This window comes from Bacillus sp. FSL R9-9492, from assembly GCF_038007365.1.
GTDB lineage: Bacteria > Bacillota > Bacilli > Bacillales > Bacillaceae_G > Bacillus_A > Bacillus_A mycoides.
The window spans coordinates 3,752,902-3,768,618 of sequence record NZ_JBBOXC010000001.1; the positions used below are offsets into that span (position 1 = coordinate 3,752,902).

Consider the following 15,717-nt stretch of genomic DNA (forward strand, 5'->3'; position numbering starts at 1 on the left):
ATGAAAATAAATTAGATTATCCTATTTCTTCCTTGCGCACAATTCCATATAACGATAGCCACTCGTAAATGTTATCGTTAATATCAAAGCCTAATTTCGATATATTGTTAATTATGAATTCCCTGTCAGGTCTTTCTTTTAACAAGGCTTTATAAATTTCTTTACACCATATTTCAATTTCTTCATCTAAGTCAACAAATGACATTATCCCTAACCCCATATCAGTATTATTAGGTAGCGTATCTGCTACAACACATGGTACACCTGCAGATTGCGCTTCTAAAGTTACAATACCAAACCCCTCAAACAAAGAAGGAAAAATAAAAACATCAAAACTCTTCATGAGTCGTGGAATATCCTTCCTAACCCCCAAAAATCTAATATTTTCAAAAATCCCTAATTGCTTTGCTTTTAATTCAATAGAAATCCTTAACGGGCCATCTCCTACTAAAATAGCAACAAAATTTGAATCTCGTTTTAAAATTTGCTTTAAAACTTTTAGGATAAAAATATGATTCTTTGACTCTGAAAAACTTCCTATATGTCCTATTAATTTTGTTGCATTCGGTATATTAAGTTCCCTTCTTACGCTGACACTACTCCCAGCGTCTATATCAGTAAATTGATTAATATCTATACCGTTTTTAATTAGTTCTATCCTCTCACTATGAAGCATCCTTTCGCCAAATAAAAAACGTGCTGCTTCAACGCTGCACGCACAATAATTAGTTCCAGCATATTTAATAATAGATTGCAAAACCTTTAGGATAACTCTTGCTTTTATTCCAGAGTCTTGTGGCCAATTATTACTATGCGAATGACAAATCCTCTTTTTTATACCAGCTATTTTTGCCGCTACAGCAACGAAACCACCTTGATAATCCGTATGTGCATGTACAACTTCATATTGATTATCCGACATAATTTTCACAAGTTCTTTAACATAGGAAAAAGGTCCTATTTGTCCTAAACTAGGTACCTTATATATTCTCCCACCTAACGCCATTATTTCATCTTCATAATCATTTTTCTCATTTCGATGAGATACAAAATCAAACTGAAGCTGCCTCTTATCTATTTTCCTATATATATTCATTAGTAACGTTTCAGCTCCCCCGCGATTCAGAGCGCTGACAATGTGTAAAACCTTCTTTTTATTTTTAGGTCTAAGCTTAGAATCTATCCCCATTTAACAATCCTCTCCCAGCATCTTGCACTTTATTATCAAAGTAGGTTGCTCTTATAGATAATTCCCAGAGTAATTACATGTTCATATACAAAATAAATAAAATAGCACACTAGAACTGCATAATAAATCAACTTTTGATCTTTATCTGTAAATGACTTCACAACCCAAGAAATTAATATTAACTGATACAATCCAAAATATATGGAGAATCTAGCAAATATCCAATTTTGTGTTGAAATAATCATAAAAACAAGACCTAATATAGACATATTTACAATATAATCACTTTCAGGGAATAACGCCCTCATTTTATCTTTCCCAAGGTAAGCCAGTATAATTGGCACTATACTCACAGCAACCCTAAGTATATTGGCACCACCTTCATGAAATTCCTTATATTGACCATATTGAGTATTTCCAATTGCCGAAAATAAAACTTCCGAAAACTGATTAAAACCTATAACTACACATACTGCTAAAAAAAGAAGCAAATATGTCGTTCCTGACCAGGCTTTTTTTCTTACAAAAAAGTAGATTGGCATAAGAACTAATGCACTTGCATGAAATGTTGATGCGCATAATACAATTGCCATATATTTTTTCCATTTTCCTTCAAAAATATATTTTGTGGCAGCAAAAATAATTGCAGCGGCTAAATATTGCCTAATCCCATTCATTGATGTTAAATACATACCCGACGTAATATAAACATATAAACTCAATTCAATTAGTCTTGAATATTTATATAGTGTTGCTACAATGAGTACATTTGTTATCAATGCTGTAGTAAAAACCATTACTTGAGGATCATCCGCATATTTTTTCAAAACCATTTGAAAAATATTAAAGCCCATGTCTTTGTTAGTTTGAACATACTCCCAATTAAACTCCGTTATTTTATATGCATGCATATAAAAATAAGTATCCCCAATATTATTCCGAAGTCCCGCTACCAATACAAGTGATAGAGCCGCCATTAAAACCAATAATCTATTTGGCTTTATCAATGTAAAATTATTAGTTACAGGTATAGCAAAATACCTTGCAAAAAATGCGAGTATGAATACGATAAAAAGATTCATCCAAAGTATAGTCATTATTATGTCCTCTCATTTACTTACTAAGTAAATCCCTATATATTTACTTCCATTCTTGTTTTCATTGTAATGTAACTATAAAGAATAACTCCAAATGGCAATGCGCAAATCGTAAGACCTTTGCATGGCGACTCTTGCATAAATCTTTTATTTTTCGCTATAAAACTACTAGATACATAATGTACAGCTTGCCTATACTTGAATACTCGATTAGTAAATGGTAATTTCATAAGTTCCTTACGATAAAAAGCAAAACCTCTTGGATTTTTACGATATTGATTTAGCATATTCATTGATGAACCGTCAGGCATGTATTCAACATAGCAAAGAGGTTCGTTCATCAGTAACATCTCATACTGCTGATCTAACATATAATATTTATATGCTAACCCAACATATTTTTCATTTTTAAAAATTGGGTATGGATATTTCTTAGTCAATTCTGTGCGATAGACCAATTTTTTATCACCTGTGACACTATGTTTGTTGTAAAGATTAAACAACGTGGAATATTTAAGGTTTTCTGGTAACTTTGAGCCAATTATTTGCCCATTTGTATACAAATCCAATCCAATTATCCCACTAACTTCATCATTCCCATATCTACTCCAAAAAGAAAGGATTTTTTCTACAGCATCGTCTGGCATATAATCATCAGAATCAATACAAATATTTAACTCCGTATCAATCATTTCGTATGCTGTATTATGAGCACCATGCATCCCTTGATTTTGTTGCCAATGATACATAATTTTTATATATTTTTCAGCAATCCAGCTATCCACCAATTCTTTTGTGTTATCACTAGATCCATCATCTATTATTAACCAAATAAAATTCTTACATGTTTGACGTTTTAAACTCTCATAACAATTTGTAAGACAATATGCTCTATTATAAGTAGGGGTGAAAATCGTTAAATTCTCCAAATTACTCACCTCGAAAGTACGGAATAATAGTCTTGAGTTAATTCTGCCGTATGTTTTATATCGTAGCCTTTCTCCAAAAATACTTGAGCTGGTATTTCCCTCGGAAAATTACTAATTTCTATATTTTTCATTTTTTCTATCCAAACCATTTTATCTGCTAGAGGAACATGTTCAACTAGATTCATTCCCAAATCCACTTCTTTCGTAATAGCATCCGATATAATACAAGGCAAACCAACTCCTTGCGCCTCTATGAGAGTAAGTGGCAATCCCTCATGTATGGATGGAAAAACAAATACATCAAATGCTTGAAGTATCCTTTCTATATCAGCTCGTATCCCAAGAAACCTTATATGCTTCTCCAAATTTAATTCCCTCACTTGATTTTCAATTTCCATACGAAGTGGCCCTTCGCCAGCTAATAAAAGAATTGAATTCGGCCTAAATCGAGTTAACTGCGCAAATACTTCTATAAGGTAAGCATGATTTTTTTGATGAGCAAATCTTCCAACATGGCCAATAACAAGAGCGTCTTGCTCAAGCTGTAATTCTTCTCTTACATGTTTTCTCATTTCTGGAATGAACAAAAATCTATCACAATCAATTCCATTTTTTAAGATTCTAGCTGTATCAGCTTTATCTGCAAATAACCATCTCGCAGCTGCATTTGAGCATGCTAACAAATGCGTTGCACATGTACCTATAGATTTTCCTGCATACCATTTATAGATTTTTGCAGTAGCACCACCTTCACTACTAGTATTGTGACTATGTGCAATCCTAACTGGCACCCTTGCTTTTTTAGCTGAACGAAGTACCAATCCACTCATTTTATCCATATGTGAATGAACGATTTTATATTGCGGATGAGAGCTAAAGAAGGTATTTAATGCCTTTATATAGCCTCTATGACCAACATCCGTAACATATGGAATTCTATGAATTTCCCCGCCTAACTTTACTATTTCTTCATCAAACACTCCTTCTTTACATGTTAAAAAATCAAATTGAACTTTGGAACGATCTATATTGCGATATAAATTCATAATTAAAGTTTCCGCTCCGCCTCTATTCATATTTACGACTACATGTAATACTCTTAATGGAGTGCCCAATTTAAATCCTCCATTTCACCCATAAATGTTGTATAGATTTCTTGTTTCTCCTTTAACACTTCATTTACTGAATATTGATTTTTAATACTAGTACATCCATACTGCCCCATCTGAGCTAATACTTTAGGATTTATAGAAATACCCTTTATCCTGTCAGCCATTGCTTTTATATCATCACGATCTACAATCCAACCATTTTTATTATTAATAATCAATTCCCTATGTCCCCGGTTATCAGTAGCTACAACCGGAAGCCCACAAGCCATGGCTTCCATAATATTAACTGGCAAACCTTCCCTGTAACTAGATGCAACTGCAAGATCAGACATCTGTAGTAAGGAAGCTATATCATTTCTGTAACCGAGAAAATGAACCATGTTAGTCACTCCTAGTTGAGTAGCTATTTTTTTACACTCTTCCATTAACGGTCCTTCGCCAGCAAGCAAAAGCTTCGCATGTGGCATTTCATTTTTCAATTGTGCTAATACATGGATTAAAAAGTTTTGATTTTTATTCTTATTAAATTCAGCAGCATAAAACATTAAAAAATCTTGTGATTTATAGCCACATTGTAGCTTTAATTCCCGTTTCTCAATTTCAGTTACAGGAGTAAACCGTTGTACATCTATTCCTACACCGTGAACTAGCTTAATATCTCTCACTGGAAAGCGATGTTTAACTGCTAAATCATAATCTTCTTGATTAATTGTTATTAGACAATCCGTATGAGAAGCTAGAATTCTTTCAATTGGATAATAAAGCAACCAATTCATATACGGTGATCCTTTACAAAAGTGAAATCCATGTGCTGTATATACAACTTTCGTTCCTTGCTGCCTGGCTTTCTGAGCAGCTAAACGAGCAATTACTCCTCCCATAGGCGTATGACAATGAATGATATGATATTTATTTTGATCAATAATTGATTTTAGTTTTTTATATGCGTGGAGGTTTTGTATACTAAGAGGTGACCTTTGAATAGGAATATTATATTTTCGAGTTACGTACGGAAGATGTATATTCCCACTCGCTACAACATGTACTTCCCATCCTTGTTCTGAAAACCATTTCAAATACGGTAAATGAAAAGCCTTAAAATGATAATCTACAGTTGCACAAAACAGAACTTTTTTAGACACCATCCCACGCACCCGTCTTATATAAATTTTTTCTATTAACCTGATACAGGTATTAACAGTTTTAAAGTTTTACGCTGATTTACTAACTTTAACAATCGTTTTCTTAATTCTACTTCGTTTAAATCTGTATAACTTAAAATAAACTCTTCAATTTCTTCTATACGAACATTCATTTCTTGTCCTACGTAAATCCTCGGATGAATTTGCTTTTCATTCATTTCATCTTCTTTTAGTAATTCTTCAAAAAGTTTCTCCCCTGGGCGTATACCAGTAAATTCTATTCCTATTTCATCCACAGAATTTCCTGATAATCGAATAAGATTTTTGGCAAGGTCGACTATTTTCACTGGTTCTCCCATGTCCAATACAAAAATCTCTCCACCTTTAGCTAAAGCACCAGCTTGCACTACGAGTCTTGATGCTTCCGGGATTGTCATAAAATACCGAACCATATCAGGATGAGTAACTGTAACTGGTCCACCATTTTGAATTTGCTTCTTAAATAAAGGTATAACACTCCCTCTACTTCCTAAGACATTCCCAAAGCGTACAGTAACAAACTTTGTATGACTTATTTTATCTTTATGTTGAATTACCATCTCAGCTAATTTCTTTGTTGCTCCCATAACACTCGTCGGGTTCACAGCTTTATCAGAGGAAATCATAACAAACGTTCCTACTCCATGTGCTCTCGCTGCCTCTGATACATTCATAGTTCCAATCAAATTATTTTTAACAGCCTCTTCAGGATTATTCTCCATTAGTGGTACATGTTTATGTGCAGCTGCATGATATACAACATTTGGAAGATGTTTATTCATTATTAAATTCATCTTTTTTTCATCTTGTATATCTGCGATTTCAGGAATAAACGTGCCTTTCATATCTCCATATTTTCTGTTTAATTCTATTTCTATAGAATAAATACTATTCTCCCCATGCCCTAGTAAAATCAACTTTTTCGGCCTAAATTTTGCAATTTGTCTACAAATTTCCGAACCAATTGAACCTCCTGCACCAGTAACTAAAATAACTTTGTTAGTTATATAATCTGAAATAACATCCACATCAAGTTCTACAAGATCGCGCCCTAATAAATCTTCTACTTGAACATCTCTGAATTCGTTCACCGATACTTTACCCGTTACTAAGTCTTCTAACATCGGAAGAATTTGAGTTTTCACTTCTGTTTTTAAACATCTTTTCAAAATAACATTTTGCTCTCTTTTGTTTAATGAAGGAATTGCTAAAATTATTATTTCAATATTCAGTTTTTTAACAACATACTCAATTTGATTCTTACCACCAATTACTGGAATACCCCAAATATCAAGGTTATGTTTTTTTACATTATCATCAATAAATGCGACTGGCATTAATTCGGCAGCACTATTCTTTAACAACTGCCTTGCAACCATTGTCCCAGCAGATCCCGCACCAACAATTAACGTTCTTTTTTTATCACCCTTTTTTACATAATAAATATCTCTGTACATTCTCCATATAAAACGTGAACCACCAATTAATAAAATATGAATCATCCAAGTTACAACTAACAGCCGAAAATACATTTTTTGCATGATTAGTTGCTGCACAACTGCTGTAGCAATTATAGAAAATGTAACAACTTTGCATATAATGAGTAATTCTCCTATACTTGCATATTCCCAAGCTTTATTATACAACTTATATATTAAAGCAAATAAATGATGACTGACTAGTAGAGTGATAGAGCTAATAATTGATGATAAAGTGATAACACTAAAGCTAGCATTTACAAAGAAATAACTAAAGAAAATAGCACTTAACACAATCATTGAATCCATTAAAAGCAATAACGATATCCTCCGCCGATACGTCATGTAACTTCCTCCTTTAATCAATTCCATACTTAACTCTTTCAAATTTAAAGTTTCTAACTATATTCTCTTTATTAAAAGCACATAGTTAGAAACTTTAATAAAACATGGGCATCTAACCCGGCCTCACATTACACTCTTGATGACTCGCATCTAAGGTTGTTTTCACAACCCACAGCATAATCGAGTGCCTCCGTTGATAGCGGTAAGGAGACATCACCACATCGTATCCCTTTAAAAAATTCTTTATAAAGAACATCTTGATATAAGGATATTAAATTTATTTTTCTAAAGTACATTTATGTTATTTATACTTTTCCATTCAAAATCGCACCTAATATCCTACTTTTCGTAAAACTTAACGCCCTTTTCGTTTCAAGCGCATCTTCATTCACAGTACGATTATAACGTATCACCAATAATACACCTTCACACTTATCAGCCAATACACTTGTATCTGTTACTTCTAGTACAGGAGAAGAATCAAATAATATAATATCATATCGTTCCATTGCCTTTTGAACTAACATATCCATTGCACTCGAACTAAGTACTTCGGATGGATTGAATGGTACCGGTCCGCTAGTTAATACATCCAGACTTTCCATCTCTGTTTTTTTCACGGCGCCCTCTAAAGTTGTTTTTCCGTTCAATATATCAATTAATCCAATTGTATTTTCTAATCCAAACATTTCATGAATCGTTGGTGTTCGTAAATTTGCATCTATTACCAATACTTTTTCACCTTTTTGTGCTATTGAGACTGCTAAATTAACTGTAATCGTTGATTTTCCTTCACCATACCTCGGAGAAGTAATAACTATAGTTCTGCTTTTATGAATAGATGAAGATAATTGAAGGTTTGTTCGAAGCGAACGATACTGCTCCGAAATTTTCGATCTTGGAGCGGTATGTACAATTATACTTTCTCCTTTAACTTTATTTGTTTTTCGTCTATTTTTGTAAGCCACTCCGTTCCCTCCCCCAGTACCACTGTGTTTTTTTCACTAAATTTGTCTTTCACATTTTTTCTATTCATTTTAGATATTCCGCCCAAAACAGGGACATCTAACAATTGTTCAATTCGCCGTTCCGATTGGATTCTCTCATCAAGTGAATCCAATAAAAAAATGAATCCAATACTGAGCACCATACCTATAGAGAATGCAATTAGTATCGTCTTAAAGTGATTTATATTTATAGGCATAGAATTTTTTTGAACTGGGTCTTCTGGTAATATACTCACATTATTAAAATTCAGTATATTCGCTACTTCTTTCTTATAAACAGCGGCTGTAGTATTTGCAATTTTATGAGCAAGCACAGGATCTATATCCACTACATTTATTCTCATAATCTGGGACCCTTGCACACTTTCTGTACTTATTTGTCCACTTAATGCACCTGCAGATCTGTTAATATTCAATTCAGCAGCCACTTTTTCTAATATTACAGGTTCATTTACCATCGCTTTCAATGTATTCATCGTTTCAGCATTAGCTTGAACAATAACCCTTGCTGAAGAGGCATATAATGGTGTTTTTACATATATAGTATACATCGCTCCTGCTACTGTAGTGAGAGTTGTAAATAATAGAAGTATCCAAATTCTTTTTCGTATAATAGTAAATAGATTTTTCAAATTTATTTCCTTATCCATAACTTCCCTCCTCATTTAAAACCAATGAGCTTCAACTTGAAATTGGCATCGAAAACTTAAGAAAAAAACAATATTTTTATTCTTTTAAATATACAAACATTTCTAGTTAATGCCATTTTAGTTCTTTATATAGAACGAGTCAATACAAATTATTTTCACTAAATTACTTCCTGCTGACACTAAAAAAATAACGACAATATTCGTGTTTTTTCACTGTAGATAAATGACGAAAAAGCCCTAATACCGTAGTATTAGGGCTTTTTTCTCTCTTAGTATAGAGACATATATTGATCGCGTTCCCATTGGTGAACTTGAGTTCTAAAAATATCCCACTCAATTTCTTTTGCTTCAATGAAGTGCTCAAGTAAATGATCACCTAATGCGCCACATACGATTTCATTAGATTGTAAAGTAACTAACGCTTGCGCTAATGTTGCTGGTAAGTCAACGATACCTGCTTCTTCACGCTCTTCTTTTGTCATTACGTAGATGTTACGGTCTACTGCAGCTGGTGGAGTTAATTTATTTTTAATTCCATCAAGACCTGCTGCTAATAATGTTGCCATTACTAAATACGGGTTTGCAGCTGGGTCAACACTACGTACTTCTACGCGTGTGCTAATACCACGAGATGCAGGAATACGCACTAATGGACTACGGTTTTGTGCAGACCATGCTACGTAACATGGAGCTTCATATCCAGGTACTAAACGCTTGTAAGAGTTTACAGTTGGGTTTGCTACCGCTGTAAATGCTGGCGCATGTTTTAAAATACCTGCGATGAAGTGACGAGCATCATCACTTAATTGTAAATCACCGTTTTGATCGAAGAATACGTTCTCACCATTTTTAAATAGTGATAAGTTACAGTGCATACCTGAACCGTTCACACCGTATAATGGTTTCGGCATAAATGTTGCGTGTAAACCATGTTTACGAGCAATCGTTCTTACAACAAGCTTGAATGTTTGAATGTCATCACATGAGCGAATTGCATTTGCATATTTAAAGTCAATTTCATGTTGACCTGGCGCAACCTCATGGTGAGATGCTTCAATTTCAAAGCCCATTTCTTCAAGTTCAAGAACGATATCACGACGACAGTTTTCCCCTAGATCCATCGGCGCAAGGTCGAAGTATCCACCGTTATCGTTCAATTCCAGTGTTGGATTTCCTTTTTCATCAACTTTAAATAGGAAGAATTCTGGCTCTGGTCCAAGATTGAAATCTGAGAATCCTAATGCTTCCATTTCTTTTAACACACGCTTTAAGTTGTTACGTGGATCGCCATCAAATGGAGTACCATCAGCATTGTAAATATCACAGATTAAACGAGCTACTTTACCTTTTTCAGCTGTCCAAGGGAAAATTACCCAAGTATCTAAATCCGGATATAAGTACATATCAGATTCTTCAATACGTACGAAGCCTTCAATAGAAGATCCATCAAACATCATTTTGTTATCAAGAGCTTTTGTTAATTGGCTCACTGGAATTTCTACGTTTTTAATTACCCCTAAAAGGTCCGTAAATTGCAGACGGATATACTTTACATTCTCTTCTTTCGCCAAACGAAAAATATCTTCTTTTGTGTACCTAGCCATTATAAATTCCTCCTTAGTCCCTCTAAACACCTTCAGAATCAGTTATCTTTAGTGAAAAAACCTTGAAATGTCACCTTGTCGCAATGAGGTCCGATTAAATCTACCTGTATGTTGTAGTTCATCTCGAAGAATTTTGCGAAGCTCGGATTTTGAAATTTCTTTCGTTTCTTCTTTTACTTTCACTGCTTCTGTTTGATTTTCTTTCATTTGCAATACTTGTTTAATTCCGGCCATATTTAAGCCTTGATCTAACAAATCTTTAATTTCCAACAATTTATCTACATCGTTAAATGAAAATAATCTACGATTCCCTTTTGTACGGGTTGGAAAAATAAGATTATGCTCTTCATAGTAGCGAATTTGACGTGCAGATAATTGTGTTAAATCCATTACAATACCAATTGGAAACAGCGGAGCAGAACGTCTATCTTCTTTCATTGTTTCAGTTCCTCCTTCGCCTTAACTGTTTCTCATTTTATACCATGTTATATTTAGTGTCAATAGATGTTAGCTTTTCTTACATGATTTTTTTGTGAATTTTTTCATTTTTTTCTAATGACACAAATCATTACTTTCACACGAAAAAAGCTGCCGAAATCGACAGCTTTCCTTTAAGAAATTGTTAATAGTTTTTTTTCAATTAACGCATCAATCGCAGAACAAATCGCAATCTTTACATGCGAATAAGTTAACCCACCTTGCACGTAAGCAACATAAGGCGGACGAATCGGACCATCAGCCGACAGCTCAATACTTGCACCTTGAATAAACGTCCCCGCAGCCATAATTACATCATCTTCATAACCCGGCATATAGTTTGCATATGGAGTGAAATGAGAATTAATTGGAGATGCATATTGAATCGCTTGACAGAACGCAATCATACGATCTCTATCCTCAAATTGAACAGACTGAATTAAATCTGTTCTTGGTGCATTCCAAGCTGGTGATGTATTCATCCCTAACTTTTCTAAAAATGCAGCTGTAAAAATCGCACCTTTTAGCGCTTGTCCCGCTACATGCGGCGCTAAGAAGAAACCTTGATACATTTCTTGCAAACTGTATAAAGATGCCCCTGCTTCCGCACCGATTCCTGGAGATGTTAGACGATATGCACACGCTTCAACATACTGCTCTTTACCAACAATGTAACCACCAGTTTTAACAATTCCACCGCCAGGATTCTTAATAAGAGAGCCTGCCATTAAGTCCGCACCAACATGACATGGCTCTTCTTCTTCAATAAATTCGCCATAGCAGTTATCTACAAATACAACAACATCAGGTTTAATCTCTTTCACAAACGCAATCATCTCTTTAATTTGTGAAACAGTAAACGACGGACGAGTAGCATATCCTTTTGAACGCTGAATACCAATCATCTTCGTATTATTATGGATCGCAGCTGCAACAGCTTCAAAGTCTACAAATCCCTCTTCAGTTAACGGAACTGCGTTATAGCCAATATTATATTCTTTAAATGAACCTACACCTTTTCCGCGTACACCAACGATTTCTTCTAACGTATCATATGGTTTTCCTGTTATGTATAGCAGTTCATCTCCTGGACGTAAAATACCGAATAGAGCTGTCGAAATTGCGTGAGTGCCTGAAATAATTTGTGGACGAACAAGACCCGCTTCTGCCCCAAATACATCAGCATATACTTTTTCTAACGTGTCACGACCAATATCATCATAACCATAACCTGTCGTCGGAATAAAATGCGAATCGCTAATTTTGTGTTTACGAAAACTTTCTAATACACGAAATTGGTTACTCTCAATCACTTCATCCACATGTTTATGTACTTCTATAATTTGACTTTCTACTTCTTTTACAATTGGAGCAATTTTTTCTCCATTTTTCAAACGATCAAACATTATTTTCTCCTTCTTCCACTAAAAATCTCTTTAATTGCCCCTTAAGCGATGAATGAGCAAATATATACCCTGTACAATCATATACAAATTTATCTTCTAGAAACTCCATTTTAGTTAATATTGTTTCTGTCTTTAAAAGCGTTAATAACCTACCTTCACTCGGAGGGATTTCCACTTGATAATCATCCATTTCTTCCTTCATCTTCGTTTCTAGCGCTTCTTTTATACGCAATAAATCACTTTCTTCAAAAGCACTAGTCATTAAGAAATCACTTTTCGGAAATGGAATGAAGTTTTGATGCAATTTATCTTTTTTATTATATAACGTAATAATAGGAATACGATTAATTTCAAGGTCCGACAATAATTGTTTTACTGTCTGCTCATGCCCTACATAATTAGGATCTGCAGAATCAACAACATGTAAAATAACATCCGCTTCCCCAGCTTCTTCTAACGTAGATCGAAAAGCAGCAATTAGTGACGTAGGTAAATCTTGTATAAAACCAACCGTATCAGTCAAAAGCACTGTATAACCAGAAGGTAACGGCATCTTTCTTGTCGTCGGATCTAGCGTTGCAAACAATAAGTTTTCTTCAAACGTATCAGCTTCCGTTAATCTATTAAACAACGTAGATTTTCCTGCATTTGTATACCCAATTAACGCAACTTGAAACACTTTATTATCTTTTCTTCTCTCACGATATCTCTTTCGATGCTCCACAACAACCGCAAGTTGTCTCTTTATTTCATCAATACGAGATCGAATATGACGACGATCCGTCTCAAGCTTCGTCTCTCCTGGTCCCCTTGTACCAATTCCACCACCAAGACGTGATAAAGCAAGACCTTGTCCCATAAGGCGCGGCATTGTATATTGCAATTGAGCTAACTCTACTTGAAGCTTACCCTCTCTCGATTTCGCACGTTGCGCAAAAATATCTAGTATTAACTGCGTTCGGTCAATCACTCTCGCATCTAATACTGAAGATAAATTCCGAATTTGACTTGGTGTTAACTCATTATTAAAAACAATAACAGCTGATTCTAATTCTTCCGTCAACGCTGCAAGCTCTTCTAGTTTACCTTTTCCTATATAAGTCGCCGGATGAAACTTCGGGCGCTTTTGCGTCGTTGATACTAACACTTCCGCTCGCGCAGTTTTCGCTAGCGATGCAAGCTCTTTCATGGAATGCATAAATTTTTCATCATCATCTTGTGGCAATTGACAACCAACTAATATGATTTTTTCTTTTTCTTCCATCAAATATGTTCACTCATCCTTTTCGAAATTTAAACCTTCTAATATAATAGCAGAGGAAGCACATTTCATCTAGTTAGCGGGGGAGAAAATTCATGGCATGGGAGATTTTTAGCATCATAGGCACAATCGCTTTCGCACTAAGCGGAGCAATTGTTGCAATGGAAGAGGATTATGATATTTTCGGGGTATATATTTTAGGAATGGCAACCGCATTTGGGGGAGGTGCCCTTCGTAATTTATTAATCGGTTATCCAATCGTCGCGTTTTGGCAACAAGACATGTTATTCCAAATCGCACTATTATCAATGACGATCATTTTTCTTTTTCCTAATAAATTAATTAAGCATTGGAAAAAGTGGGAAAACATCACAGATGCCATCGGCTTATCAGCGTTCGCCGTACAAGGAGCTCTATACGCCCAAAAATTAAATTTACCAATTAGCGCTACAATTGTAGCTGCTGTTTTAACTGGCATTGGCGGCGGTATTATTCGTGATCTTTTGGCACGTAGAAAACCTCTCGTCCTTCGAGCTGATGTATATGCGTTTTGGACGATTTTAGCCGGTTTTTTGATTGGCGCTAAAGTCATCGTTAGCGATTGGGCTCTATACACCTTATTCATTTTAATTGTTTGCTTCCGCATGGTTTCTATTCATTACAAATGGCATTTACCACATAGACGCATCGATACAAAGGAGCGCTCAATGCATAAATAGCAATCTAACCTCTTTACATATCGTAAAGAGGTTTTTCTTTTCTAACGAGTTTTTCTTTACATAATGTTTATACTAATTTTTAAAGCGAGGTGAATGCAAATGACAAACCATGTTAATAAAGGAGCTCAAAAAAGCTCAGTAAACCAATTTGGACATGATCCAAATTCAGCGCACGAAAAGAGCGCTAAAATGGAACGTCTTCATAAAACTCACCAAGAAAAAGCAAAAAAAGAGTAAACGAACTTATGCATAAAAACAGACGCACAGTTTACGTACTGTGCGTCTCCTCTTCAAGCATTAAATCCATACTTGATATCCCAATTAAATCATATTTATCATACGTATCCTCTTGTAACAATCGCATAGCTTGTGTACGAATCGATTTTTCAACAATATTCCGTACGTATCGCCCATTACTAAACGATGTAATTTGCGACGAATACTTTACCGCATGTAAATGATCTCGAAATTTCCACTCCGCTTCTTTAGATAACTGATATTCGCGCTCCTCATACATTCTCTTTCCAATTTCCAACAGCTGATTTACCGAGTAATCCGCAAATTCAATAATAAACGGAAAACGAGATTGTAACCCTGGATTTAACGAAAGAAAATGATTCATCTCTCTTGAATATCCAGCTAAAATTAATACAAAACCGTGCTGCTTATCTTCCATATGCTTCACAAGTGTATCAATAGCTTCCTTCCCAAAATCCTTCTCTCCCCCCCGCGCTAAAGAATACGCCTCATCAATAAACAAAATACCTCCCATGGCCTTTTTTATTAAATCTCTCGTCTTTTGCGCTGTATGACCGATATACTCCCCCACAAGATCAGCACGTTCTGCTTCAACTAAATGCCCCTTCGATAAAATATTCATCTCAAACAACAATTTCCCTATCATTCTAGCAACGGTTGTCTTCCCAGTACCGGGATTCCCCCTAAATAACATGTGAAGCACTTGCTTCTCAGATTTCAACCCCATCTCTTGTCTTTTTTTATTTACATAAATCCAAGCATAAATTTCTTTTATTATCTTTTTTATTTCATCCATCCCAACAAGCTTTCCCATCTCTTCTTCAATTCTCTGCAACATCTCATGTTTAGTAGTGGTTTCACTTGAAATTACCGTTTTATTTTCTGATGCCGGTAACGAAATTTTCTTTCGATGGTTTAATACAATATTAATTTGATTGTTATTTTTCTTACGCATCGATTGTTCCATACAATCACCTCATTTTATCCACTCACCAAATATTATT

General features: G+C 34.8%; 15 protein-coding genes. 2 read left to right on the forward strand and 13 right to left on the reverse strand.

What is annotated here, in order from left to right; all coding sequences use genetic code 11:
* Positions 1–16: 16 nt before the first annotated feature.
* The 12 genes from MKY70_RS19050 to hflX form a co-directional block, all read right to left on the reverse strand.
* Positions 17–1,189, reverse strand: coding sequence for a glycosyltransferase family 1 protein (locus MKY70_RS19050; protein ID WP_002128602.1), 1,173 nt, complete (start codon positions 1,187–1,189; stop codon positions 17–19).
* Positions 1,190–1,224: 35 nt separating this feature from the next.
* A complete protein-coding gene (locus tag MKY70_RS19055) occupies positions 1,225–2,286 on the reverse strand; it encodes an EpsG family protein (RefSeq protein ID WP_002014464.1) in 1,062 nt (353 codons plus the stop codon).
* Between the two features lie 35 nt (positions 2,287–2,321).
* The gene (locus MKY70_RS19060; RefSeq protein ID WP_063225691.1) at positions 2,322–3,215 is read right to left on the reverse strand and encodes a glycosyltransferase family 2 protein; all 894 of its coding nucleotides are present in this window, start codon (positions 3,213–3,215) and stop codon (positions 2,322–2,324) included.
* Between the two features lie 5 nt (positions 3,216–3,220).
* Positions 3,221–4,330: a glycosyltransferase family 1 protein gene (locus MKY70_RS19065; protein WP_341025537.1), complete on the reverse strand. Its 1,110-nt coding sequence runs from the start codon at positions 4,328–4,330 to the stop codon at positions 3,221–3,223.
* Positions 4,315–5,472, reverse strand: a complete 1,158-nt coding sequence (locus MKY70_RS19070; RefSeq protein WP_088031110.1) for a glycosyltransferase family 4 protein — start codon at positions 5,470–5,472, stop codon at positions 4,315–4,317. Before MKY70_RS19070 ends, MKY70_RS19065 begins: the two co-directional genes overlap by 16 nt.
* Before the next feature lie 32 nt (positions 5,473–5,504).
* Positions 5,505–7,331, reverse strand: coding sequence for a polysaccharide biosynthesis protein (locus tag MKY70_RS19075; protein ID WP_341025538.1), 1,827 nt, complete (start codon positions 7,329–7,331; stop codon positions 5,505–5,507).
* Positions 7,332–7,636: 305 nt separating this feature from the next.
* Positions 7,637–8,299: a CpsD/CapB family tyrosine-protein kinase gene (locus MKY70_RS19080; protein WP_061689933.1), complete on the reverse strand. Its 663-nt coding sequence runs from the start codon at positions 8,297–8,299 to the stop codon at positions 7,637–7,639.
* Positions 8,248–8,988 carry a YveK family protein gene (locus MKY70_RS19085; protein ID WP_341025540.1) on the reverse strand — a complete coding sequence of 247 codons (741 nt, stop codon included), beginning with the start codon at positions 8,986–8,988 and terminating at the stop codon, positions 8,248–8,250. The genes MKY70_RS19080 and MKY70_RS19085 overlap by 52 nt, the downstream gene beginning before the upstream one ends.
* Before the next feature lie 269 nt (positions 8,989–9,257).
* The gene (gene glnA, locus MKY70_RS19090) at positions 9,258–10,592 is read right to left on the reverse strand and encodes a type I glutamate--ammonia ligase (protein ID WP_002014472.1); all 1,335 of its coding nucleotides are present in this window, start codon (positions 10,590–10,592) and stop codon (positions 9,258–9,260) included.
* 48 nt (positions 10,593–10,640) lie between these two features.
* Positions 10,641–11,030 (reverse strand): transcriptional repressor GlnR, encoded by a 390-nt coding sequence (glnR, locus tag MKY70_RS19095; RefSeq protein WP_002014475.1) that lies wholly within the window; start codon positions 11,028–11,030, stop codon positions 10,641–10,643.
* A 173-nt stretch (positions 11,031–11,203) separates the two neighbouring features.
* Positions 11,204–12,475: a methionine gamma-lyase family protein gene (locus MKY70_RS19100; RefSeq protein WP_341025541.1), complete on the reverse strand. Its 1,272-nt coding sequence runs from the start codon at positions 12,473–12,475 to the stop codon at positions 11,204–11,206.
* Positions 12,468–13,739 (reverse strand): GTPase HflX, encoded by a 1,272-nt coding sequence (gene hflX, locus MKY70_RS19105; RefSeq protein WP_140152409.1) that lies wholly within the window; start codon positions 13,737–13,739, stop codon positions 12,468–12,470. The genes MKY70_RS19100 and hflX overlap by 8 nt, the downstream gene beginning before the upstream one ends.
* Before the next feature lie 92 nt (positions 13,740–13,831).
* On the opposite strand from hflX, the gene MKY70_RS19110 reads away from it, so the two are divergent.
* On the forward strand, positions 13,832–14,455 hold the full coding sequence (locus MKY70_RS19110; RefSeq protein ID WP_002014478.1) for a trimeric intracellular cation channel family protein: 624 nt from the start codon (positions 13,832–13,834) through the stop codon (positions 14,453–14,455).
* A gap of 99 nt (positions 14,456–14,554) precedes the next feature.
* Positions 14,555–14,692: a hypothetical protein gene (locus tag MKY70_RS19115; protein WP_002087943.1), complete on the forward strand. Its 138-nt coding sequence runs from the start codon at positions 14,555–14,557 to the stop codon at positions 14,690–14,692.
* Between the two features lie 31 nt (positions 14,693–14,723).
* Here the strand turns inward: MKY70_RS19115 and spoVK are convergent, their stop codons facing one another.
* Positions 14,724–15,680, reverse strand: a complete 957-nt coding sequence (spoVK, locus tag MKY70_RS19120; protein WP_002014481.1) for a stage V sporulation protein K — start codon at positions 15,678–15,680, stop codon at positions 14,724–14,726.
* Between the last annotated feature and the right edge of the window lie 37 nt (positions 15,681–15,717).